Source organism: Streptomyces virginiae (assembly GCF_040638905.1).
Lineage (GTDB): Bacteria > Actinomycetota > Actinomycetes > Streptomycetales > Streptomycetaceae > Streptomyces > Streptomyces virginiae_B.
This window is the reverse complement of the sequence record NZ_JBEZYV010000005.1, coordinates 240,286-264,162: the sequence shown is the minus strand read 5'-3', so window position 1 is coordinate 264,162 and position 23,877 is coordinate 240,286. Positions and strand designations below refer to the sequence as shown.

The 23,877-nt window shown below is 73.7% G+C and carries 14 protein-coding genes; 1 reads left to right on the top strand and 13 read right to left on the bottom strand.

The features are described 5' to 3' along the window. Positions 1–3 precede the first annotated feature (3 nt). From AB0F82_RS10755 to AB0F82_RS10725, 7 genes are all read right to left on the bottom strand, one after another. Positions 4–1,455: a polyketide synthase gene (locus AB0F82_RS10755; RefSeq protein ID WP_362625629.1), complete on the bottom strand. Its 1,452-nt coding sequence runs from the start codon at positions 1,453–1,455 to the stop codon at positions 4–6. 4 nt (positions 1,456–1,459) lie between these two features. Beyond that, positions 1,460–7,912: a type I polyketide synthase gene (locus AB0F82_RS10750; protein WP_362625627.1), complete on the bottom strand. Its 6,453-nt coding sequence runs from the start codon at positions 7,910–7,912 to the stop codon at positions 1,460–1,462. A 53-nt stretch (positions 7,913–7,965) separates the two neighbouring features. Further along, complete coding sequence (locus AB0F82_RS10745; RefSeq protein ID WP_362625625.1) at positions 7,966–8,361, bottom strand: acyl carrier protein; 396 nt, start codon at positions 8,359–8,361, stop codon at positions 7,966–7,968. Next, entirely contained in the window at positions 8,358–8,885 is a 528-nt protein-coding gene (locus AB0F82_RS10740) for an FcoT family thioesterase (protein ID WP_356812700.1), read from the bottom strand. The genes AB0F82_RS10745 and AB0F82_RS10740 overlap by 4 nt, the downstream gene beginning before the upstream one ends. 2 nt (positions 8,886–8,887) lie before the next feature. Continuing rightward, positions 8,888–10,084, bottom strand: a complete 1,197-nt coding sequence (locus tag AB0F82_RS10735; protein ID WP_362625623.1) for a cytochrome P450 family protein — start codon at positions 10,082–10,084, stop codon at positions 8,888–8,890. 54 nt (positions 10,085–10,138) lie between these two features. Then, positions 10,139–11,029, bottom strand: coding sequence for a (3R)-3-[(carboxymethyl)amino]fatty acid oxygenase/decarboxylase (gene scoE, locus AB0F82_RS10730; protein WP_362625621.1), 891 nt, complete (start codon positions 11,027–11,029; stop codon positions 10,139–10,141). 65 nt (positions 11,030–11,094) lie between these two features. Next, positions 11,095–11,805: a lysophospholipid acyltransferase family protein gene (locus AB0F82_RS10725; RefSeq protein ID WP_362625619.1), complete on the bottom strand. Its 711-nt coding sequence runs from the start codon at positions 11,803–11,805 to the stop codon at positions 11,095–11,097. Between the two features lie 188 nt (positions 11,806–11,993). Here AB0F82_RS10725 and AB0F82_RS10720 point away from each other — a divergent pair, with 188 nt between their 5' ends. Beyond that, positions 11,994–12,245, top strand: coding sequence for an acyl carrier protein (locus AB0F82_RS10720; RefSeq protein ID WP_030649152.1), 252 nt, complete (start codon positions 11,994–11,996; stop codon positions 12,243–12,245). A 75-nt stretch (positions 12,246–12,320) separates the two neighbouring features. Here the strand turns inward: AB0F82_RS10720 and AB0F82_RS10715 are convergent, their stop codons facing one another. From AB0F82_RS10715 to AB0F82_RS10690, 6 genes are all read right to left on the bottom strand, one after another. Further along, on the bottom strand, positions 12,321–14,087 hold the full coding sequence (locus AB0F82_RS10715; protein ID WP_356812696.1) for a beta-ketoacyl synthase N-terminal-like domain-containing protein: 1,767 nt from the start codon (positions 14,085–14,087) through the stop codon (positions 12,321–12,323). A gap of 2 nt (positions 14,088–14,089) precedes the next feature. Next, on the bottom strand, positions 14,090–20,323 hold the full coding sequence (locus AB0F82_RS10710; RefSeq protein ID WP_362625616.1) for a type I polyketide synthase: 6,234 nt from the start codon (positions 20,321–20,323) through the stop codon (positions 14,090–14,092). A 107-nt stretch (positions 20,324–20,430) separates the two neighbouring features. Further along, on the bottom strand, positions 20,431–21,615 hold the full coding sequence (locus tag AB0F82_RS10705) for a beta-ketoacyl synthase N-terminal-like domain-containing protein (RefSeq protein ID WP_362625614.1): 1,185 nt from the start codon (positions 21,613–21,615) through the stop codon (positions 20,431–20,433). Beyond that, positions 21,612–22,841 carry a beta-ketoacyl-[acyl-carrier-protein] synthase family protein gene (locus AB0F82_RS10700; protein WP_362625612.1) on the bottom strand — a complete coding sequence of 410 codons (1,230 nt, stop codon included), beginning with the start codon at positions 22,839–22,841 and terminating at the stop codon, positions 21,612–21,614. The genes AB0F82_RS10705 and AB0F82_RS10700 overlap by 4 nt, the downstream gene beginning before the upstream one ends. A gap of 12 nt (positions 22,842–22,853) precedes the next feature. After that, on the bottom strand, positions 22,854–23,600 hold the full coding sequence (gene fabG / locus AB0F82_RS10695; protein ID WP_356815916.1) for a 3-oxoacyl-ACP reductase FabG: 747 nt from the start codon (positions 23,598–23,600) through the stop codon (positions 22,854–22,856). Continuing rightward, on the bottom strand, positions 23,600–23,866 hold the full coding sequence (locus AB0F82_RS10690; protein ID WP_362625610.1) for an acyl carrier protein: 267 nt from the start codon (positions 23,864–23,866) through the stop codon (positions 23,600–23,602). Before AB0F82_RS10690 ends, fabG begins: the two co-directional genes overlap by 1 nt. Positions 23,867–23,877: the final 11 nt, after the last annotated feature.

Genomic DNA, 23,877 nt, shown 5'->3' with positions numbered 1-23,877 from the left:
TCCTCAAGTCCACTGGTTGCCCTCCGGCCAGTACCGCCGGCCGCGCACGGGCGCCGGTCCGGGCGCCTGCCGCGGGGGCCCGTCCACGCCCTCCATCAGGACGTGGGCGTTGGTTCCGGTGAAGCCGAACGCACTCACCCCGGCCAGCCGCCGCGGCGCGTCCGGCCACGGCTCGGAGGCCGTCGGCACCCGCAGCGCCAGGCGCTGCCAAGGGATCGCCGGGTCCGGCACGTCGAAGCCGGGCTGCACCGGGACCGTGCGGTGGTTCAGCGCCAGCACGGCCTTGATCAGGCCGGCAGCGCCGGACGCCGTCTCCAGGTAGCCGAGGGTGCCCTTGGCCGAGCCGACGAGCAGCTCGGGCGCGTCCGCCGCGTCACGGCCGTAGACGCCCGCGAGCGTCTCCGCCTCGATCACCCCGCCCAGCTTGGAGCCGTTGGCCTGCGCCTCGACGTAACTCACGGCGTGCGGGTCGATCCCGGCGGAACGCAGCGTGTCCGCGATGACCCGCCGCTGGCCCAGCGCGGACGCCGCGGCCATGGCGGGCCGGTCGCCGTGCTGGTGGATGCCGCTGCCGCGGACCACGGCGTACGGGACGTCCCCGTCCGCCTTGGCGTCGGACTGGCGCTTGAGCACCAGCACCCCGCAGCCCTCGCCCCGCACGTGTCCGTCGGCCGCCGCGTCGAATGGCCGGCTGCGGCCCGTCGGCGAGACCATGCCCGCCTGGGCGAACACGGCCGTGGTGAACGGCGCCAGCAGCAGGTGGCAGGCGCCGACGACGGCGAGGTCGCACTCGCGGGCCCGCAGCGCGTGCGAGGCCAGGTGCAGCGCAGTCAGCGCCGAGGAGCAGGCCGTGTCGACCGTGAGCACCGGCCCGCCCAGGCGCAGCCCGGTGGCGACGCGGGCCGCGGTGGCGCTCAGCGCGCCACCGGTGCCCATGTACGGGGAGAGGCCCTCGGGCCCCACCCCGTTGCGCAGACAGGCGTAGTTGTACTCGACGGTGCTCACCCCGGCGAACACGCCGACCCGGACGTCGGTGCCGGGCGCCGCTCCCGCGTCCTGGAGCGCCTGGGCGGCCACCGTCAGCAGCAGCCGCTGCTGCGGGTCCATGAAGGCCGCCTCCTCCTCGCCGATGCCGAAGCGCTCGGCGTCGAAGAGGTCGATGTCCGCCAGGTAGGAGCCCTGGCCGAGCAGCCCGGCCAGGGGAGCCAGGTCGGGTGCTTCCACGTTCCACCGGGGGCGGCCGGTGGAGTCGACGGGTATCCCGCCGCCACCGGCCACCACGCGGCCCTCCCGCAGCGCCTCCCAGTACTGCCGGGGGCTGTCCAGGCCGCCCGGCAGGCGGCAGGCGAGCCCGGTGACGGCGATGCCCTCGGTCTCGCGCAGCCGCTGCCGTGCCAGCATCAGGACCAGCTGCTTGCGGGAGAGCCCCGACAGGGACTCGATGTACTCCTTCACCGCGTCACAGATCCATCAGTTCGGCCAGTTCGGCGTCGGCGTCCGCCTCGGACAGCTCCCGGACGTCCGCAGGCTTCCGGCGCGCGGACCCCTCGTCGGCGGCCGGCGGGGAGATCTCCTGGTCCAGGTACTCGGCCAGCAGCAGGATCGACGGGTAGTCGAACACGATCGACGTCGGCAGCGGCACCTGGAAGCCCGCCTCCAGGGCGTTCTTCAGCTCGACGGCCACCAGGGAGTCGAGTCCCAGCTCGGTGAACTTCGCGTCCGCCGGGACGTCGTCCGCGCCCTCGAAGTGCAGGAGCACGGCGATGCGCTCACGGATCAGCTCGTTGACCGTGGCCCGGCGTTCGGCCCGCGGCAGCGCCCGCAGCGCCTCCAGGTCCACCGTGCGCACCGCCGCGGCGGAGGCCCGCGCCACCTCACGGTAGAGCGCGCTCACCGCCGGCCGCCCGGACGCGTACCGGTCCCAGTCGAACTCGCCGATCGTCACGTGCGACTCGCTGCCGCCCAGCGCCTTGAACAGGCACCGCGCGCCGTCCGTCGGCTTGAGGAACCGCATCCCCTGGCCCTCGATGCCGCGGATCAGCTCGGCGCTGAGGTTCGCGGCCATGCCCACCTCGGCCCACGGGCCCCAGCCGATGCTGAGACCCGGCAGGCCCGCCGCGGAGCGCCACTGCATCACCGTGTCGACGAAGGCGTTGCCCGCCGCGTAGTTGCCCTGCGCCACCGGTCCCAGCACCGAGGCCACCGAGGAGTACCCCACGAGGAACGGCTCCTCGGGGAAGGTCCGCAGGACCTGGTCGAGCTGCCAGGTGCCGAAGACCTTGGCCTCGAAGACCTTCTCGATGCTCTCCCAGTCCATCGCCGAGATCGGCATGTCGGCCAGGACGCCGGCGCCGTGGAAGACGCCCGCCAGCGGCCTGCCGGACGCCTTCAGGTCCTCGGCGATGCGGAGCACGTCCTCGGTGCGGGCGATGTCGCCCTGGTAGGCGGTCACCGAGACCCCCTCGCCGAGGCCGGCCGCGATGGCCGCGGTCCGCTCGGCGGACACGGCCCGCCGGCTGACCAGCCCGATGTGCCGGGCGCCCAGGGCGACCAGGCGTTCGGCGGTGACGGTGCCGATGGCGCCCAGACCACCCGTGATCAGGTACGTGCGGTCCGCGGCGATCTCCACGGGCCGGGCCGGGCGGTCGCCCGACGAGGTGAGGTCGAGGACGAGCTTGCCGATGTTCGCACCCCGGCTGAGGACCCCGAACGCCTCCTCGATCTCCTCCAGGGAGTACGAGGTCGTCGGGATGGGCCGGATCTCCTCGCGCTCCAGGAGGCCGGCGACGGTCTCCAGGATCTGCTTGTTCACCGCGCGCAGCTCGCGCTCGGGGAACTCGCTGAGGTCGAAGTTGTGGTAGGCCACGTCCGGACGCGCCTCGCGCGCCTGCTCCGCGGACCAGATGCCGATCTTGCCGAGCTCCACGAAGCGACCGCCCCGGCCCAGCGCCCGCATGCCCTCGGCGATGTACTCCTTGTTCAGGCTGTTGAGGACGATGTCGACGCCCGCACCGCCGGTGATCTCCAGGATCCGCTCGGCGAACTCCGGGGAGCGGGAGTTCAGGACGTGCTCGACCCCCTGGGCGTGCAGCAGGGCCTGCTTGCGCGGGCCGGCCGTGGCGATGACCTCGGCCCCGGCGAGCTTCGCCAGCTGCACCGCGGCCTGCCCCACCCCGCCCGCGGCGGCGTGCACCAGCACCTTGTCACCGGCCTTCATACCGGCCAGGTCGTGCAGGGCGTAGTACGCGGTCACGTACGCGGTGGCCAGACCGGCCGCCTCGGCGAAGCCGACGTTGGCGGGCTTGCGCACCGCCATGGCCGACGGCACCGTCACCCGGCGCTTCATGCACCCGAGGTGGCTGAGGACGACCTCGTCGCCCGGGGCGAACTCGGCGTCCGGGCCGGCCGCGAGGACCGTGCCGGAGCCCTCGAAGCCCAGCGGCAGCCGCTGGTACGGCACCCCGGTGTCCTCGGCGTGCTGCTTGAGCAGGCCGAGCGCGTTGAGGACGTCCTTGAAGTTGAGGCCCGCGGCGTGCACCTGGACCTGCACCTCGTCCCCCTGGGGGGTGACGTCTGCGAGCGGCACCGGCTTGATGTTCGAGAACTCGCCGTACTCCGTCACGGTCAGCTCGAAGTTGTCGTCGTCCGCTGCGGCCGGCTCCACCGGGCGCAGCCGGCGCACGTGGCGGTTGCCCGCCCGGTAGCCGATCTGGAACTCCTCGGCCTCCGCGGCCAGCCACTCGTCGGCCAGCGACCGCGCGTCGCCGCCCTCCGGCAGGTCGACCAGGGTGACCTTGTACGTCGGGTACTCGCTCCACAGGGACAGGCCGAAGCCCCACAGGGAGGACGCGGGCACGGCGCCGGCGCCCGGCGCGGGCACGTCGCCCGGCAGCCGCTGAGCGCCCTCGGTGACCAGCCACAGCCGCTGATCGCGGCCGAAGCCCTGCTGCTCCAGCGAGGCCAGCAGCGCCAGCAGGTCCCGGTAGTTGGCCTCGGACTCGGCGCGCAGCCGCTCCTCGGTGAGCGGCCCGGGCTCGGCACGCCAGAACCAGGCGACGTCGGTGGGCCGGCCCGCCAGGCCCTGGGCCGCGCGGGCCGTCGAGCCGGCGTCGGGGGCGAAGGCCAGGGAGGCGTCGGCCGCCTCCAGATCGCCGACCGCCCCGGCGAGGGCCGTCTCGTCCCGGCCGACGACCAGGATCCGGCGGGCTCCCTCGGCGCCGCGCCGCACCAGCGAGCGCTTGGTCCAGCGCGGGGTGTGGAAGAACCTGCGGCGGGGCCCGCCGGCGGTGTTGGCGACCCGCTTGAAGCCCAGGTCGCGCACCACGAACAGCGGCCGGTCGCCCTCCAGCAGCACCAGGTCGGCGGTGAGTTCGCCGTCGGCGCTCTCCTCGCTGGTGATCCGCGCCAGGCTGCGCAGGGCGCCCTGCTTGGGCTTCTTCAGCAGCTGGAAGGTGCCGAAGGCGACCGGGAGGTAGGTGTGGCCGTTGTCGAGGACGGCCGCCAGGGACTGGATGACGTTGTCGAGGACCGACGGCGGCATGTGCTCCACCGCGCCGGCCGGCCGGCCGAGGAGCTGGGCGACGGCCACGCCGTCGCCCTCGCGGGCCAGGAGCTCGATGCGGCGGAACTCGGGGCCGTACTCGAGACCGAGGTCGGCGAAGTCGGCGTACAGGTCGTCCGCCCGGCGGGGGGCCGGAGCCTGCCCGTCGGCGTCGGCGGCGGCCCGCGCGGACAGTTCGGCCGCCGCCTGCTCCAGCTCGGGCAGCAGGGTCCAGCCGGCGGCGATCCGGGCGACGGCGTGCCGCCGCTCGATGGCCCGGCCGGAACCGTCGACCCGGCTGACGATCTCCACCTCGGCGCCGCCGTCGGGCAGTTCTCTCAGGCGGGTGCGGACCTCGGTGGGCTGGTCCTCGGTGAGGATCAGCGGTTCGAGGATCTCCACGCCCTCCAGCGGCCGGCCGGTCTCGCCGTACACGGCGTCCTGGAGCGCCAGCAGGATCTCGACGTAGCCCGCTCCGGGGAACACCACCTGGCCCATGACCACGTGGTCCGCGAGCTGGGCCGGGCGGTCGGGGGCGATGGTCGCGGCGAACTCGCGCAGGCCCTTCTCCCGGCCCGCGGCGTCGGTGATCTCCTGGCCGAGCAGCGGGTGGTGGACGCGCGAGGCGTCGGCCACCAGCTCCTTGGAGTGCCGGACGCCGTTGATGGGGAGCCAGTAGCGCTTGCGGTCGAAGACCGTGCGGGGCAGCGGGACGCGGCGGTGCGGGCGGCCCGCGTGGTAGCCGGCCCAGTCCACGTGCAGGCCCGCGGCGTAGACGTCGGCGAGCGCCTTGCGGGCCGTGGAGCCGGCGGTGTCCTCGGCGCCGGTGCTCGCCACCCACACGTGGTCGCGGGCGTCGAGGATGCGCCGGCCCAGGCCCAGCAGCGTCGCGGCGGGCCCGACCTCGATGAAGGCGTGGCGGCCGCGGGCGCCGATGGTGGCCATGCCCGCGCTGAAGTCGACCGGCTCGCCGATGTGGCGCACCCAGTACTCGGGGGTGGCCAGCTCGGCCGGGTCGGCGACGGCGCCGGTCAGGTTGGAGACCAGGGTCAGCTCGGGCACCCGGAAGTCGATCGTGGAGACGACCTCGCGGAAGGCGTCGAACACCTCGTGCATCAGGGGCGAGTGGAAGGCGTGCGAGACCGGCAGGGCCTTCGTCTTCACCCCGCGGGTGGTGAGCGCGGCGGTGATCTGGGCGAGCGACGCGGTGCCGCCCGAGATCACGCACTGGCCGGGGGCGTTGAACGCGGCGAAGGAGACGTCCGCGTAGGACTCCAGCAGGGGCGCCACCTCCTCGGCCGGCGCCGTCACGGCGACCATGCCGCCGGGGGCGGTCACCGACTGCATCAGCCGGGCGCGGGCGGCGACCAGCCGCACGGCGTCCTCCAGCGAGAACAGCCCGCCGATCGCGGCGGCGACGACCTCGCCGATGCTGTGGCCGATCAGGACGCTCGGCTCGATGCCCCAGCTCAGCCAGAGCTTCGCGGTGGCGTACTCCAGGGCGAACAGCGCCGGCTGGGTGTAGCGGGTCTCGTGGATCACCTCGGCGTCCTCGGCGGTGCCGAGGACGAGGGCCTTCACCGACCGGCCGATGGCCTGCGAGAACAGCTGGTCGCAGGCGTCCAGCTGCTCCCGGAAGACCGGGTGGGCGTCGTACAGCGAGCGGCCCATTCCCGGGTACTGAGAGCCCTGCCCGGTGAAGAGCAGCGCGACCTTGCGCAGGTCGGAGGCGGCCGCGGGGGCCTTGTCCAGGAGCGCCTCCAGCTCGGCGCGGTCACGGACCACACCGGTCAGGCGGGTGCCGAAGTGGGCGCGGCCGATGTTGCCGGTGTAGCAGAGGTCGGCGAGGTCGGCGTCCGGGTTCTCGGCGAGGAAGGCGCGGTAGTTCTGCGCCTGGAGGGCCAGGGCCTTCTCGCCCTTCGCCGAGAGGGTGAAGACGTGCCCCGCGCCCTGCGGCGGGTCCTGGTCGGGGTGCTCCTGCCCGGCGGGTGCGGGCGGCTGCTCCAGCACGGCGGAGGCGATGGTGCCCTGGAAGCCGAAGGAGTTGATCAGGGCGCGGCGGACCGGAGCCTTCCAGGCGCGGCCCTCGGTCGGCACCTCGACGGGCATGTTCGCCCACGGGATGTGCGACGAGGGCCGGTCCGCGTGCAGGTGCGGGTAGATCTCGCCGTTCTGCAGCTGGAGCGCGGCCTTGACGACACCGCCGATGCCGGCGGCGGCCTCCATGTGGCCGATGTTGCTCTTGAGCGAGCCGACGACGAGCGGCGCGTCCGCGGTGTGGGAGCGGGAGAACACCCCGTTGATGGCGCCCATCTCGATGGGGTCGCCGAGCGAGGTCCCGGTGCCGTGCGCCTCGACGTAGGAGACGTCGCCGGGCTCCAGCATCGCCGCGCCCAGTGCGGCCCGCATCACCTGTTCCTGGGCGGAGCCGTTGGGGACGGTCAGGCCGCCGCTCTCGCCGTCCTGGCGCACCGCCGTGCCGCGGACCAGGGCGATCACCCGGTCGCCGTCGCGCAGGGCGTCGGACAGGCGCTTGAGGACGACCATGCCGCAGCCCTCGGCACGGCTGTAGCCGTCGGCCGAGTCGTCGAAGGTCTTGCACATCCCGTCGGGCGAGAGCATGCCCGCCTGGGAGAAGACGATGTGGTTGCGCGGGTGGTGGATGGCGTTGACGCCGCCGCACAGCGCGATCTCGCACTCGCCGCGCCGCAGCCCCTCGACCGCGAGGTGCAGGGCGACCAGCGAGGAGGAGCAGGCGGTGTCGATCGCCATGCTCGGGCCGCGCATGCCGAGGAAGTAGGAGATGCGGCCGGCCGCGACGCTGTGGGCCGTACCGGTGCCGACGTTGGCGTCCAGCTCGTCGTAGGCCAGGTCGTCGATCTCGATGGTGTAGTCGACGCAACTGATGCCGACGTAGACGCCGCCGTTGCCGCCGCGCAGGCCGGTCGGGTCGATGTTCGCGTGCTCCAGCGCCTCCCAGGCGGTCTCCAGCACGAGCCGCTGCTGCGGGTCGATGTACTGGGCCTCCTTGGGGGAGATGTTGAAGAAGCGGGGGTCGAACCGGTCGATGCCGTCCAGGAAGCCGCCGCTGTGCGGCAGGATCTTGCCCTTGGCGTTCTCACCGCCGGACGCGAACTCCGCCACGTTCCAACGCGATTCGGGAATGGGCCCGGTCCCGACACCGCCGGCGCGCAGGAACTCGGTGAAGCCCTCGGGGGTGTCGTTGCCGCCCGGGAACCGGATTCCGGCCCCGACGATGGCGACGGGTTCGTACTTCTCCAGCATCAGCTCCTTGAGGAGCTGCTTGTGCTGCTGGAGAGCCTCACGGGACGCCTCCAGCTCATCCTGCTCACGCGCGGGCGTGTTGGGCACGGTCTTTCCTCCAGATCCGGCAGGGCCGCGAGGACCCTGCCGGAGAGACGTGGTCAGGCCTGGTAGAGGTCACTCAGCAGGTCGTCCACCAGGGACTTGCGCAGGTCGGGTGCGGCGGGCGCGGCGGGGAGCGCCGGGCCGGGTGCCGGCGTACCGTCCAGGGGCTGCGTGAGCAGGTGGTCCAGGAGCCGGTCGACCGTCGGGCTGCCGAAGAGCACGGACGTGTCGATCGTGACGCCGAGACCGGCCTCCAGCCGCTGCTTGATCTCGGTGGCGCGCAGCGAGGTCAGGCCCAGGTCGAAGTAGTTCTCGTCGAGCGGAACGGTTTCGTCCCCGGTCATCAGCAGGGCCGTACGGAACTCCCGGACCACGAGGGCCTCCAGCTCCGTCCGCCATTCCGACCGGGGGAGCCGCCGGAAACGGTCGGCCGCACGGGGGTCGATGGTCATCGTTGCACCGCAGTCGTCGGATGGGTGATGGCGATCTTCACTTCGCCGTGGCAGTTGCCGCCGCTCGCGTCCCAGTACCGGCAGGCGGTGTGGACGACGAGCAGCGGCTCGCGGATGTCGCTGCCCTCCCACTCCACGACGTCCAGGATCTGGATCTCGCCGGAGAAGTGACGGCCGCGCATGGCCCGCTTGAAGGTGCTGCGGAAGTCGGTGATGAGGAAGTCGGCCAGCTGGCGCTGCCAGTAGTCCTCCATGGACCAGTGCGCGAAGGACTCCAGGAGCCCGTCCTGCACCGACTTCGCGATGACGTAGTACAGCATCTGGTTGTAACAGATGTTGAACTCGACCGAGTTGAAGTGCCCGGTGTCGTCGATGTAGCACGACTCGGGGATCTCGAACTCGCAGCGGGCCGACACCAGCCCGGCCGGCCCGTCACCCCCTACCGCCACCTCGCACGACTTCAGGTACTGGCAGTGCTCCCGGTAGGGCTTGAGCACCTGCGCCAGCAGTTCGGTGTCGGTCATGGTCAGTAGCGGATCGGAATGGCCTTGGGGGCGCGGATGAGGTACGCCTCGCGCCACTGGACGGAGTCGGCGGGCGCGGCCAGTTCCAGGTTGGGCAGGCGGCGCAGCAGGGTCTCGATGGCGATGGCGATCTCCATGCGGCCCAGCTCCGATCCGGGGCAGTAGTGCGGGCCCTGGCCGAAGGCGATGTGCGTGAGGTTGGGCCGGTCGAAGTCGACCTCGTCCGGGTTCTCGAAGCGCAGCGGGTCACGGTCCGCGGCACCCATGGAGCACAGGACGACGTCGCCCTTCTTGATCTCCACGCCGCCGATTGCCATGTCCTCGGTGGCGAAGCGGCGAACACCGGTGTGGGCGGTGCCGTACAGGCGCAGCAGCTCCTCGACGGCGTCCGGGATCTGCTCCGGGTGGGCCCGCAGCCGCTCCAGCTTGGGCCGGTCGTCCAGCAGGGCGAGCATGCCGCCGCCGATCATGCCCACGGTGGTGTCGTAGCCGCCGAGCAGGACCATGAAGCCCAGGCCGATCAGCTCGTGGTCGTCGAGGTGCTTGCCGTCGTCGTCCGTCCAGGCGATCCAGTCGGAGAAGATGTCGTCGCCCGGGTTGGCGCGCTTGTCGTCGATGAGGCGCTTGAGGAAGCCCAGCATCGTCGCGCCGGCCTCGCGCACGACCTCGGTGTTGATGCCCAGCATGGAGTCGGTCCAGTACTGGAAGTTCGCGCGGTCCTCGTCGGGGACGCCCATGATGTCGCCGGTGATGGTGATCGGCAGGGGCAGGGCGATCGCCGTCATGAGGTCGGTCTCGCCGGACTCGCCCATCGCGTCGATGTAGCCGTCGGTCAGCTCGACCACGCGCTTGCGCAGCGCGCGCACGCGCTTGATCGCGAACGACTTGTTCATGAACTTGCGCAGCCGCATGTGCTCGGCGCCGTCTTCGGTGGCGACGGTCTTGGTGCTGAACTCGGCCGGGAGCGGGAGCGTGCGGTAGTCCTCCCCGGCGTGTTCGATGCTGCGGGCGAGCCGGCGGTCGGCGAGCGCGTCCCGGGTCTCCTCGAAGCCCGTGACCAGCCAGGCCGGGAAGCCCTCGGGGGTCATGATGCGGTGGACGGGCCCCTTCTCGTGCAGGGACGCATAGGTCCCGTAGGGGTCGCGCATGTACTGCTGGTCGAACACCTCATGGGCGACCGGGCACTGGGGAGCGGTCATTCTTCACCTCTGTAGAGCGGGACTCGTGGGGGGCCGGCGGGAGCGTGCACCGCGTCAGGCGCCGATGCCCTCGTAGAAGGGGTACTGGTCGTACACGGTCACGCGGTGCGAGACGGCGGGCTCCGCAGTGGCGGTGTGCAGTGCCCGGTGGACGAGGCTGCGGTTGTCCCAGACGAGGAGGTCGCCCTGCTCGAAGGTCTGCAGGTGGATGTTCTCGTGCTCGAACGTGTCGTCCAGCTGGCCGCTCGACTCCAGGAGGGCCGTCAGCAGGGACTTGTCCAGCGCGTTGCCGTCCGCGTCGATCAGACCGGTGGTGAAGCCCTCGCTGATGTAGAGGACGCTCTCGCCGGTGGCGGGGTGCTTGAAGGCGGTCGGGTGGGGCGACGGGGGCGTCTTGGCCTGGATCTCGTCGACCAGCTCCCCGACGGGGCGGTAGACGTCCTCGGGGCGGATCTTGAAGTAGCGGCTGACGTTCTGGACCGCGCGGGTGCCCTCGACGGCGTGCTTCAGCTCGTCGGACAGGCCCTCGTAGGCGCGGCCCATGTCGATGAAGAAGGTGCCGCGGTTCTTCTTGGGGACGACCTGCGGGTAGATGAGGGTCAGGCCGAAGGGGTGCGGCATGAACTGGTAGTCCGCGTGCCAGAACTTGCCCGTCTTCGGGACGCCGACCTGGGTGCCGTCCGAGCTCGTCACGTTCGAGGACACGAAGATCTCGGAGACCTCCGGGTGCTGGTACATGGGCTCGTAGTACGTCTCCACGGTGCCCAGGCGGCGGCCGAGCTCGGCGAATTCCGGGGAGGACAGGTGCTGGTTGCGCAGCACGACGATCTTGTCACTGTAGACGCGGTTCTTGATCTCTTCGAAATCCGCTTCCGTGGCGGTGCTGAGATCGAATTCCTCGACGGTTACGCCGAACTTCTTGTCTTCTTGGCGGAGAATCTTCACGAGAACCTCTCTCGGTGGTCGAGTCGCGCTCGAATCGAGACTATCGGCGGAGACTAAAGCCCTTCTTATTCCGCGCTTGCTGCCGATGTGGTCCGGGATTCCTCCGCCGCCCGGCTCTTGACCGTGGCGGCATAGGTGTCCACGTATTCCTGGCCGGTCAGAGCGGATATCTCCTGGGTGATCCGATTCGTGACCGTCCGGCGCACGCGGCGGTCGTCCTCGCGCCCGGCGTGCTCGGGGAAGGTCATGGGGGTGCCGAAGCGGACGTCGAAGCGGGAGACGTAGAGCCGTTTGGCGCCGGCCGGGTGCACCCGCTCCGTGCCGGTCAGCCCGCACGGGACCACCGGCGCCCCGCTCCGCAGCGCGATCCACGCCGTGCCCGTGTTCCCCTTGTACAGGCGGCCGTCGGGCGACCGGGTGCCCTCGATGTGCACGCCGACCCCGTGCCCCTCGCGCATGATCCGCAGGGAGGTCTCCAGGCCCGCCATGGTCGCGGAGCCGCTCGTGCCGTCCACGGAGATCATCCCGACGGAGCGGAAGAACAGGCCCTGCAGCCGGCCCTTGAGGCCCGGCATCTCCAGCCAGCCCTGCTTGCCCACGAAGTAGAGGTGCCGCGGGACCAACAGCGCGATGAATATCGAGTCGAAAAAGGACAAGTGGTTCGCCGCGATGATGAACGGGCCGGATTTCGGCAGGTTGTCGACGCCGCTGACGCGGGGCCGCAGGACGAGCTTGAGCGGAATGAGGAGAAGCCGCCTCAGCAGCATCCGGAGCATGTGCACGTCTCCATCTCTGAACGTCTCGGCCGAGCGTTCACCGGGAATATAGGAGGGGTCGACGGGGTGGGCAAGGCTGATTTAGTGCCGCGGACAGCCGGATGAAAGGGTCGCTTTAGCCGGGTGCAGTCCGCTTCTTGTTAGGCTGCTGCGCGTTTCACTGCTCAGGATTCAGAGACGAGGATGTCGTGCCCCAGCCCGCCGATCTTGCTTCCGTCCGTGCCTTCGTCGAGCGCGAACTCGTCGACTTCGGGGCGGAGCCCGACGCGATCACGGACCAGGCCAGGCTGGAGGAGCTGGAGATCGACTCGCTCGGCGTCGTCGAGCTCACCGCTTCCGTCAAGCGCGAGTTCGCCGTCGACGTCCCCCTCGAAGCGCTGACCAAGGACCTGACGGTCGCTGCGGTCGTCGCCCTGATCCAGGACGCGGCAGCGGCCTGACCGGACGGCGCCGCGCAGGCAGGGCCGGTCCCGGACCACCGTCCGGGACCGGCCCTCGCGCGTACCCGCCGGCGGTCAGCCCGCGGGCGGGCGCTCCGCGTCGAACGGGGCGTAGCGCCGCCGTTCCCACGGGTACGCCGGCAGGTCGACGACGCGCCGGGGCAGGTCCGCGAACCCGGGTGCCGTGTCCGCCGCGACCTCCCGGACCTCCGGCGGGGTCAGGCCCCCGGCGACGGCGTCCAGGGCGGCCGCCGCCCGGTGCCGGTCGGACGCCTCGACCCGGATGCGGGTGGCCAGGGCCGTACGGCCGTGCGTGACGGTGTAGGCGAAGGCGGCGTACTCCTCGTCCTTGATGCCGGCCAGGCGGGCGGCCAGCCGCCCCGCGTAGGACCGCAGCGCGGCGGGGGTCCGGGCCGACACCTCGAAGCCGGTCACGGCCACGGGGGCAGCCGCGGCCGGGCCCGCGGCCGTCCCCGGGGCCGGGTCCGGTGCGCCGAGCACGACGTGCGCGTTGGTGCCGCTCATGCCGAAGGAACTGACGCCCGCGTACGCGCCGGCTCCGGCAGGCCACGGCTCCAGTTCGGTCGGGATGCGAAACCCCGTCCCCGACAGGTCGATGCGCGGGTTCAGGGTGGTGAAGTGCGGTACCGGCGGCACCGCCCGGTGCCGCAGGCTCAGCATGGCCTTGATCAGGCCCAGCACACCCGCCGCCGACTCCGTGTGGCCCAGGTTCGCCTTGGCCGAGCCGAGCAGGACCGGCGCCCCCGCGCCGCCCGGCCGGCCCAGGGCCGCCGCCAGCGCCTCCACCTCGATCGGATCGCCCAGCGAGGTACCGGTGCCGTGGGCCTCCACATGGCCGATGTCGGCCGGGCCCAGGCCCGCCTCCGCCAGCGCCCGCTCCACCAGCCGGGTCTGCGCCAGCACGTTGGGCGCGGTGAAGCCGGAGGCCCGCCCGTCGTGGTTGACCGCCGAACCGTGGATCACCGCGTGCACCCGGTCGCCGTCGCGCACGGCGTCCGCCAGCCGCTTGAGGACCACGATGCCGCAGCCCTCGGAACGGGTGAAGCCGTTGGCCCGCGCGTCGAACGGACGGCACACCCCGTCCGGGGACAGGGCGCCGGTGCGCGCCGCGAGCGCGGTGGCGTGCGGGGACAGCACCAGGTTCACCCCGCCGGCCACCGCGATGTCGCACTCCCCGCTGCGCAGCGCCTGCCGCGCCAGGTGGATGGTCACCAGCGAGGAGGAGCAGGCCGTGTCCACGGCCATGGCCGGGCCGGTCAGGCCCAGCGTGTGCGCGAGCCGCCCGGCGGAGAAGCAGTGCCCGTTGCCGGTCGCCCAGTACGAGTCGGGCCCCTCGCGCATCCACTCCCGGTAGTCCTGGCCGGTGATGCCCACGTACAGGCCCGTCGCGGCCGCCGCCGCCCGGCCGGCGGGGATGCCGGCGTCGTCCAGGGCCTCCCAGACCACTTCGAGCAGCATCCGGTGCTGCGGGTCCAGGGAGCGCCCCTCGCGGGGCGCGACACCGAAGAACGGACCGTCGAACTCCAGTACCTCGTCCAGGAACCCGCCCCGGTGCGGCACCTCGTCCCAGGCCTCCCCGAAGGGGGCCCGCCGCGACTGCGGGATCGGACGCACCGCGTCCGTCCCCGACGCCAGTGCCGACCAGTAGCCGTCGAGGTCCTCGATGCCGCCGGGGGCCCGCAGGCCGACGCCGACCACGGCGACCGGCTGGGCGCCCCGCAGCGCCGCCAGCTCTTCGCGCAGGGCGCGGATCGTCTCCATGGCCCGGCTGACCGGGGTGGCGCGGACCGCGCCCGCCGCCTTGCCGCTGTCCTGTTCCACCGTCAGGCCTCCTGTTCCGCGAGCCGCTCCACCAGCGCGCCGGCCAGCGGCCGCAGCGCCCCGTACGTCCACAGGAGCGTCGGCGACAGCCGCAGCCCCAGGTCGGCCTCCAGCCGGTTGCGCAGCTCCAGGCTCATCAGCGAGTCCAGTCCGAGCGACTTGAGCGGCGTCTCGCGGTCGATGGAGTCCGCGGACAGCCGCAGCACCCGGCCGGCGAGCTGCCGTACGCGCTCCTCGACCACCGCGTGCCGCTCCTCCTCGGGACAACCGCCCAGCAACTGGCGGAAGTCGCCGCCCGAGCCGGCGCCCGGCTCCTTCGTCGTGCGCAGCAGGCTCCAGCTGGGCAGGCCCGCCGCCGCCGGGTACGTCTCGAACCAGCGGCGCGGGTCCAGGGCCACGTACCCCACGACGCTCTCGCCGTCCGCGAGGAACGACTCCAGCGCCCGCCAGGCCTCGGCGGCCTCGAAGCCGTCCATGCCGCGGTCCGCGAGGCGCTCGCCGCGCTCGGCGGACCGGGCCGCCAGGCCGATGCCGTCGAAGGTGCCCCACTGGACGCTGAGCGCGGGCCGGCCCGCGGCCCGCCGGGCCGCGGCCAGCGCGTCCATGTACGTGTTGGCCGCCGCGTAGGCGGACTGGCCGACGTTGCCGACGAGCCCGGCGGCCGAGGAGAACAGCACGAAGAGGTCCAGCGGATCGTTCGCCGTCAGCCGGTCCAGTTCGGCGGCGCCGTCGACCTTCGGCGCCAGCACCCGGGCCACGTCGTCCGCGTCGAGGTTGCGCACGACGGCGTCGGAGAGGACGCCCGCCGCGTGGAACACGCCGCGCAGCGAAGGGAGTTCTGACCGCACCCGGGCGAGCGCCAGGTCCAGGGAGGTGGCGTCGGCGACGTCCGCGTGCACCACCGCGACCCGGGCGCCGGCCCCGCGCAGCGCCGCGATGCGGTCCGCGGCCTGCTGGGACGGCGCCGAACGGCCCAGCAGGGCCAGGGCGGTGGCCCCGCGCTCCACCAGGTGCTCGGCCAGGGAGAGTCCGAGGTCGCCCAGGCCGCCGGTGATCAGATAGGTGCCGTCGGCGCGGAACCGGCCGTACGGCAGCGGGTCCGCCACCACCCGCTCGACGCTCTGCGGTCCGTACAGCACGAACTTGCCGATGTGGTCGCCGTGCGACATGGCGCGCAGCGCCTCGGCCGCGTTGTCGAAGGCGTACTGGGTGACGGGCAGGGCCGTGAGCCGGCCCGCCTCCACCTCGTCCCAGACCGCGCGGAAGAGGCGGGCGAACCGCTGGGGCCGCCGCATGACGAGCCCCTCCAGGTCCACGGCCGCGAAGCTGACGCCCTTGCGGAAGGGGGCGAGGCCCAGCGTGCGCTCGCCGTGGATGTCCTTCTTGCCGACCTCGACGAACCGGCCGTCCTCGGCGAGCACCTCCAGTCCGCGCGCGATGGCCGCGCCGGTCAGCGAGTTGAGGATGACGTCGACGCCCCGGCCGCCCGTGCGCTCCAGCACGGCGTCCGCCCAGGACAGGTCGCGCGAGTCGAAGACGTGCTCGACGCCCAGTTCCCGCAGGTAGGCGCGCTTGGCGGCGCTGCCCGCCGTCGCGATGACCTCGGCGCCCAGCATCCGGGCCACCTGGACGGCGGCCAGGCCCAGGCCGCCCGCCGCCGAATGGACCAGGACGGTCTCGCCCGGCTCCGTGCGGGCCAGGTCGTGCAGCGCGTACCAGGCGGTCGCCAGGACCAGCGGCAGCCCGGCGGCGTCCTCCTGCGTCATCCCCTCCGGCACCGGCCGTGCGTGGTCGGCGCGGACGGTCACGTGCGAGACGATCGCGCCGAAGATGCACGCCACCACCCGGTCGCCGACGCGGAACCCGGTCGTGCCGGGGCCCACCGAGACGACCCGGCCGGAGCAGTCCCCGCCGAGCAGGTCCTTGCCGCCGGCCTCGTCGGGGTAGGTGCCCACGGCCTTCATCACGTCGATGAAGTTGAGGGAGGCCGCGTCCACCTCGATCTCGATCTCGCCCGGCCCCGGCCGGCGGCGCACCAGCGGCAGGTAGCGCAGGGACTCCCACAGGCCGGGCCGCGGGCCCGGGTGCAGCCGGAACGGCTGGCGGCCCGTGTACGGCAGCGGTGCGGCGGAGTCGTCCGGGCGGTGCCCGCCGCGCTCCAGCCGGCCGGCCAGGCGCCGCTCCCCGCGGCTGAGGGCCTGGTCCTCGCGCTCGGCGTCCAGCAGTTCCCGTACGACGCCGACCGCCCACCCGTCATCGCCCGCGGTGTCCACCAGCCGCGCCGCCAGCCCCGGGTGCTCGCCCTGCAGGACCCGTACGAAACCCCAGTACAGGGCGGCTCCCGGGTCGGGCGCCTCGGTGGCCGAGGCGGCCTGGGCCCGCGTGGTCAGCACCGTCAGGCGGGGCGCCACCGGCCGGTCCGCACAGGCCCCGGCGAGCGCGCCGAGAGACGGCAGGCCCGCCCGCTGCTCCTCCTCGCCCGCCGCACGGTCCGGGGCGACGAACACGACCTCCCCGCCGTCCGCGGCCCGCAGCGCCTCGGCCCAGGCCTGCGTTCCGTCGGCCCAGGCCCGCGGCAGCGTCACCGCGGTCCCGCCCAGCGCACCGGCCAGTTCGACGACGGCGGCGCGGGCCGAGTCCGGTCCGCACACCAGCCAGGGCCCCTGCTCCGCGTCCGGTCCCGGTCCCGCGTAGGGGCGTTCGCGGAAGCCGAAGCGGTGCACGCGCTCGGGGGCCGGTCCGGACCGCTCGCCCGTGCGCAGGCGGCGCAGCTCCAGCCCGCTGACGCGGGCCACCGGCTGGCGGTCCGGCCCGTACAGGGCCAGGTCGAAGAGCCCGTCGGGGCGGTGCACCGCGTGCACCCACAGCTCCGTCAGGTCCGAGGGCCGCCCCGGCAGCAGCGCGAGCCGCTCGATCGCGACGGGCACCACGGTGTCCTCGTGCCCGCACAGCGCGAGGGAGACCTGGAACGCCCCGTCCCACAGGGCGGGGTGCAGGACGAACCGGCGGGCGCCGGGCCGGCACTGCTCGGCCAGGGTCACCCGGCCGAGGGCCTCGTCGCCGTGCACGCGCAGTTCGGTCACGCCCTGGAAGGCCGGGCCGTAGCGCAGCCCGCGGGCGGTGCAGGACCGGTAGAACGCGGCTCCGTCGACGGCCGGTTCCCTCAGCAGGTCGGTGGGGAAGACCGGCGGGGCCGCCTGCTCGGAGCGGTAGGAGGCGTGCGCCGTCATGTGCCGCGTCCAGCTGTCGGCGCCGTCGGGCAGCGACAGCACCTCCAGGCCGGCGCCCTCGCCGGCGTCCTCCCGCCAGACGCCGCCCAGGTGCAGCCCGCCGTCCGTGAGGGTCATGTCGCTGAGGAAGGACAGGCCGCGCAGCGACTGCGGGACACCGCCGGTACGGGCGGCGGCCGTGCCGAGGCACAGTTCGATCGAGGCCGCGGCGGGCACGACGACGGCGTCGTGCACCTGGTGGTCGGCCAGCCACGGATGGGATCCGGTGCCGATCTCCGTGGTGCCGTGCCAGGTGCCGGCCTCGGTCGGCAGCGGGGCGAGCGGGAAGGCGAACGCGGCCGAGCGGCCCGCTCCGCGCTGCGGCGCACCGACCCAGTAGCTCTCGCGCTGCCACGGGTACGCGGGCACTCCCGCGTCGCGCGAGGTCGGGCGCGGCCCGTACGCCGTCAGGCCCGCGACGTGGCCCTGCGCGAAGCTCTCGGCGAGGTCCTCGGGGGCGCCGCGGTCGCGGTGCAGGGTGCCCAGCACGGCCGGGGGCTCCTTGCGCAGCGCGCCGATCTGCTCCAGCGCCGGTACCAGGACCGGGTGCGCGCTGACCTCCACGACATGGGTGACGCCCTCGTCGAGGAGCGCGTCCAGGGCCTGTGCGAAGCGCACCGGGCGGCACAGGTTCTCCACCCAGTACGCGCCGTCCATCTCCGGGCCCGCCAGTTCCGCGGCGCGCACCGTGGACATGAGGGGGATCGAGCCCTCGCCGGGCCGGACCGGGGCGAGCACCTCGTGCAGTTCGTCGGTCAGGTCGAGCATGAGCGGGCTGTGGGACGCGTAGTCCACGTTGATCAGACGGCAGTACGTGCCGTCCGCCTCCAGGAGTTCCTTCAGCAGCAGCACCGAGTCACCGTCGCCGGAGAGCACGCAGGAGCTGGGGCCGTTGTGCACGGCCAGCGCCACGCAGTCCTCGAAGCCCTCCAGGGCGGCGGCGGCCGCGTCGGCGTCGAGGTCGACGGCGAGCATCCGGCCGGTGCCCGCGGCGGTGCGCAGCAGCACGGCGCTGCGCCGGGCCACGACGAGGGCGGCGTCCTCCAGGGAGAGGATCCCGGCCACGGTGGCGGCGGCGATCTCGCCCTGGCTGTGCCCGACGACGACGTCCGGTTGCACACCGGCCGCGCGCCAGGCGGCGGCCAGGGCGACGGAGACCGCCCACAGCACCGGCTGGACGATGTCGACGCGGCCCATCCAGGCGTCGCCGTCGCGGCCGGTGAGCACCTCGGTCAGGGACCAGTCGGTGTGCGGGGCGAGGGCCGCGGCGCACCGGTCGATCACCGCGGCGAACCCCGGGTCCTCGGCGTACAGCCGGGCGCCCATGGCGGCCCACTGCGAGCCCTGGCCGGGGAAGACGAAGGCGGTACGGCCGCGGTCGCGGGCCCGGCCGCCGACGGTGCCCGACGAGGTGGCCTCCGGGTCGGCGGCGTAGGCGTCGAGCGCCGCGCGCAGGCCCTCGCCGTCCGTGGCGACGAGGCCCGCCCGGAAGGGGAACTGGTCGCGCTGCCAGCCGAGGGTGGCGGCGATCTCCCGCGGGTCGGCGCCGGGGACGTCCAAGGCCTCGCGGACGTCGCGGGCGCGCTGGACGAGGGCCGCCTGGCTGTGGGCGCTCAGCGGCAGGACGAAGGGCGCCCTGCCGCGGCCTTGCGGCGCCGGTCCGTCCGCCGTTTCGGTGGCCGGTGGCGCCGCGGTGATCACGGCGTGGGCGTTGGTGCCGCCCCAGCCGAAGGAGCTGACGCCAAGGTAGACCGGGCCGCCGTCCGAGGGCAGCGGCAGCGGCTCCCGCACCACCTCCAGGCCCAGTTCACCGAAGGGGATGTCCGGGTTGAGCTCGGCGGAGTGCAGGCTGGGCGGCACGACGCCGTGCTTCAGCGAGAGCACGGCCTTGAAGAGACCGGCGAGCGCGGCCACCGGTTCGAGGTGCCCGATGTTCGTCTTCACCGACCCGATGCCGAGCGGCCGGCCCGCCCGCTCGGGGGCCTGCCCCAGCACCCGGCCCAGGGCGGTCGCCTCGACGGGGTCGCCCGCCCGGGTGCCGGTGCCGTGCGCCTCCACGTACGCGACCCGGTCGACGGGGATGCCGGAGTCGGCGTAGACGCGGCGCAGCAGGTCCTCCTGGCCGGCCAGGCTGGGCGTCACCAGGCTGGTGCCGCCGCCGTCGTTGTTCGAGGCGGTGCGCACGATCACGGCGTGCACGCGGTCCCCGTCCCGGCGGGCCCGCTCCAGGGTCTTGAGGTAGACGGCGGCCACACCCTCGCCGCGTACGAAGCCGTCCGCGCCGGCGCCGAAGGCGCTGCACCGGCCCTTGGGGGAGAGGCCGCCGAAGTGGGTGAGGCCGATGGTGACGTCCGGCGTGAGCATCAGGTTGGCCGCGCCGACCAGCGCGCCGTCGACGTCGCCGGCCCGGATCGCCTGGCAGGCCAGGTGCAGGGCGACGAGGGAGGAGGAGCAGCCGGTCTCCAGGGTCAGGCTGGGGCCCGTGAGACCGAGGAAGTAGGAGATCCGCGCGGACAGCATGTCGAGGGCGTTGCCGGATATGGAGTGCTGGGTCGGGCGGGCGCCGCGGTCCTCGCGCAGCCGCTCGTAGTCCTGCCACAGGCCGCCGAAGTAGACGCCGGTCCGGGTGCCGCTCAGGCTCGCCGTGGGCACTCCGGCGTCCTCCAGCGCCAGCCAGCTGGTCTCCAGCATCAGCCGCTGCTGGGGGTCGAGGACCTCCGCCTCGCGCGGCGAGACCCCGAAGAAGGCCGCGTCGAACTCGTCGATGCCGTCGAGGAAGCCTCCGTGGCCCTGGATCTCCTTCTCCGGGTCCAGGGGCTGGTCGGTCTTCCAACGGGCCGACGGGATCGGGCGGATCGCGTCGCCGCGGTCCATGAGCAGGTCCCAGAACCGGTCCGTGTCGGGAGCCTCGGGGAATCGCCCCGCCATCCCCACGATGGCGATCAGCTCAGCCGGGTCGTGATGCACTTCCTACCTCCGTACGGCAGGGGGCCGGAGCTCCGGTTCTCCCTGGTTCGTTCATGGGTTCTGGTACGCGCGCCGGGCGGGCGGCGGCCCGACCGGCGGGACACGGCCTACGGGGTGCGCAGCACCACGGCCGAGGCCTGGCCGTGCTCGTCGGTCGTCAGGACCAGAGCGGGTCCGCCCGCCAGGGCCCGCGGGCCGTCCGCGGTGGCGACGGCGGGCAGCTCCGGATCCGGGGCGCCCCGGCCCGCGGTGGGCGGGGCGCACCGGTCGGCCAGGGCCCGCGCGGACAGCGCGACCTGGAGCAGGGCGGTGGCGCCCGCGCAGTCCCCGAGGGCGCCGAAGGGGCTGTGGACGGGGGTGCCGGATCCGACGGCGCCGTGCACGGCGAAGGCCTCGGCGCGGTCGGTGTGCGGGTCGCCGGCGGCGGAGGAGCAGACGAGGGAGAGGTCCCCGGCCGGGACGCCGGCCTCGGCCAGGGCCGCCGCGACGGCGGGAGCGGCGGCGCTCGCGCCGTCGGCGCCGCCCCGCAGGGCGCTCACGCCCGCGATCTCGGCGTGCACCCGGGCACCCCGGGCCCGCGCCCGTGCGGCGTCCTCGACGACGAGCACGACGGCCGCCTCGCCGGGCGGGGCGCCGGCCCGGGCCGCGCCGAACGGCCCCGGTCTGCCCGCCCGTTCACCCGCGGCCAGCCGCAGCGGGTCCAGCACGTCCACGGCCGCCACGAGCACGGCCTCCGCCTGGCCCGTACGGACGTAGTCGGCGGCGACGGTCAGCGCGTGCGCTCCGGAGCAGCGGCCGGCCGTGACGGTGACGATGCTGCCCTGCGCGCCGGCGGCGATGGACAGGTCCGAGGCCGCGGCGTTCAGGCTGCCCTGCGGGCCGGCGTACGGGCTGACCAGCTCCGGGCCGAGGGTCAGTCCGTCGCGCATCACCTGGAGGTAGCCCGTCAGACCGCCGCCGGCGGTGCCCAGGACCACGGCGGTCTCCTCCGGGTCCGGGGCCGTCCCCGGTCCGAATCCGGCGTCCTGCCAGGCGAGCATCCCGACCCGGGAGACCAGCAGGGACTCGCGGCTGAGCGCGCGCAGCCGCTTGCGGCCGAAGGCCGGTACGTCGGGCAGGTCGTCGGCGAGCGCGCCGGCCGTGGCCTTCACCACGCCCGGGTACAGGCCGTCGGCGGCGGTGGCCCGTGTGAAGCCGGTCCGTCCGGCCAGCAGCGCCTCCCAGGTCGCGTCGAGGCTGCCGCCGAGCGGACTGGCCAGGGCGATGCCGGTGACGGCGGCCGTGGGGCTCATCGTGCGCTCCCTGCTGTGCTCGGGCGGGTGAAGACGGTGCATGCGGTGTTGCCCCCGAAGCCGAAGGCGTTGTTGACGGCGACCCGCACCGGCGTCTCGCGCGCCTGGCCGCGCACGACGTCGACGTCGCACTCCGGGTCCAGGTCGACCAGGTTGGCCGTGGGCGGGACCACCCCGTCGCGCAGCGCCAGGACGCACGCCACGGCCTCGATGGCGCTGGCCGCGCCCTGGGTGTGCCCGAGGGCTCCCTTCAGCGAGGTCACGGCGGGTGTGCGGGCCCCGAAGACGTCCCGCAGGGCCTGTGCCTCGACGCGGTCGTTGGAGGGGGTGCCGGTGCCGTGGGCGCTGACGTGGTCGACGCGGTCGGGGGAGATCCCGGCGGACTTCAGGGCCCGCAGCATGGAGCGGCGGGCGCCGCTGCCCTGCGGGTGCGGGGCCGTCATGTGGTGGGCGTCCGACGCCGAGGCCCAGCCCGCCAGTTCGGCGTGGACGTGCGCGCCGCGCCGGCGGGCGTGCTCGTAGGACTCCAGGACCAGCGCGGCCGCCCCCTCCGAGACGATGAGCCCCGCGCGGTCGCGGTCGAAGGGCCGCAGGAAGTCGGGGGCCAGTGAGCGCAGGCTGGAGAACATCATCATGATGCCGCTGGACAGTTCGTCGACCCCGCCGGCGATCATCACGTCGGCGCGGCCCGCCCGGATGGTGTCGGCGGCGTGGGCGAGCGCGCTGTTGCCCGAGGCGCAGGCCGTGGCGACGGCCAGGCCCGGTCCGAGGAAGCCCAGTTCGCGGGCCACCGCGTCCGTGAGGTCCGGCGCCGGCCGCGGCCCCGGGTACGGCGCCCCGTGGGAGTCCGCGCCGCGGTGGAAGCCTGTCACGGCCGGTTCGAGCCCGGCGCGGCTGCCGAGGAGCGTGCCCAGGCACACGCCGGCCCGGTACGGGTCGCCGGTCCACCGGGGGATCCCCGCGTCGGCCGCCGCCGCGGCGGCCGCGGCCCTGGCGAGCGCCAGGCTGCGCTCACCGCCGGCCCGCGGCACGTCGAAGCCGGGCACCTCGCCGGCCAGCGCGGCCGGGAAGTCGGCCGCGTCGGGACGGGTCAGCGGGCCCGTGCCCACAACTCCGCGGACCGCGGCGTCCCAGAAGCCCGCCACGGTCGTGCCGATCGGCGTGAGCACGCCGAGCCCGGTCACGACGACCCGCGCGGGTCCCGTCTGCGCTGCCATCGCTGCCATCACCGCGCTCCCTCAGTTGCTGATGCCGCCATCGACCCGGATCACCTGTCCCGTGATGTAGGCGGCGCGGTCCGACGCGAGGAACGCCACGGTGTCGGCCACCTCCCCTGCGGTGCCGATCCGGCGGAGCGGGATCGTGGCGATGACGCCGTCGCGCGCCTTCGCCGTCATGCCGTCGGTCATGTCCGTCGCGATCAGGCCGGGCGCCACCACGTTGGCGCGGATGCCGAAGCGGGCCACTTCCTTGGACAGCGACTTGGTGAAGCCGATGATCCCGGCCTTGGAGGCCGCGTAGTTGGTCTGCGTGGCGCTGCCGTGGACGCCCGCCACGGACGACACGGTGACGATGCTTCCCCGGCCCTGCTTGATGAGGGCGAAGACGGCGGCGCGGCACACGTTGTAGGTGCCGGTCAGGTTGGTGTCGATGACGCTGTTCCAGGCGTCCTGGCCCATCGTCACCAGCGGGCCGTCGTGGACGATGCCCGCGCTGGTGACGAGTGCGTCGATCTGCCCGAGCCGTTCCTGCGTCCGCTCCAGGAAGCCGCGTACGGCGTCGGCGTCGGTCACGTCCACGGACGCGTCGAAGACCCGGCCGCCGTGCTCGGCGGCGAGGCGCTCGACCGCGTCGGCGTCGGCGGGCCTGGAGCGGTAGCAGTAGCCGACGTCGTACCCGTCGGAGAGGAACCGCTCCACGACGGCCCGGCCGATGCCGCGCGACCCGCCGGTGACGACCGCGACCCTGCGCGTGTCGTGCGGCATCAGGCGGCGAGCTTCTCGGCCAGCAGGTCGTGGACGACCTCGAAGGACCGCATCAGCTGGAGGTTCGACTCCTCCATCTTCACCTGGTACTTGCGCTCCAGGGTGACGAGGATCTCCAGCGCCAGGAGGGAGTCGACGTCGAGGTCCTCCTTGAAGTCGGCGGTGTCGGTCACCTCGGAGGGGTCGACGTCCAGGATCTCCGCGATGGTGGAGCGCAGGTCCTCGGTGTCCAGTACGGCGGCGGCGCTGGTGGTCTGCTCGGGCATGATCGTTTTCT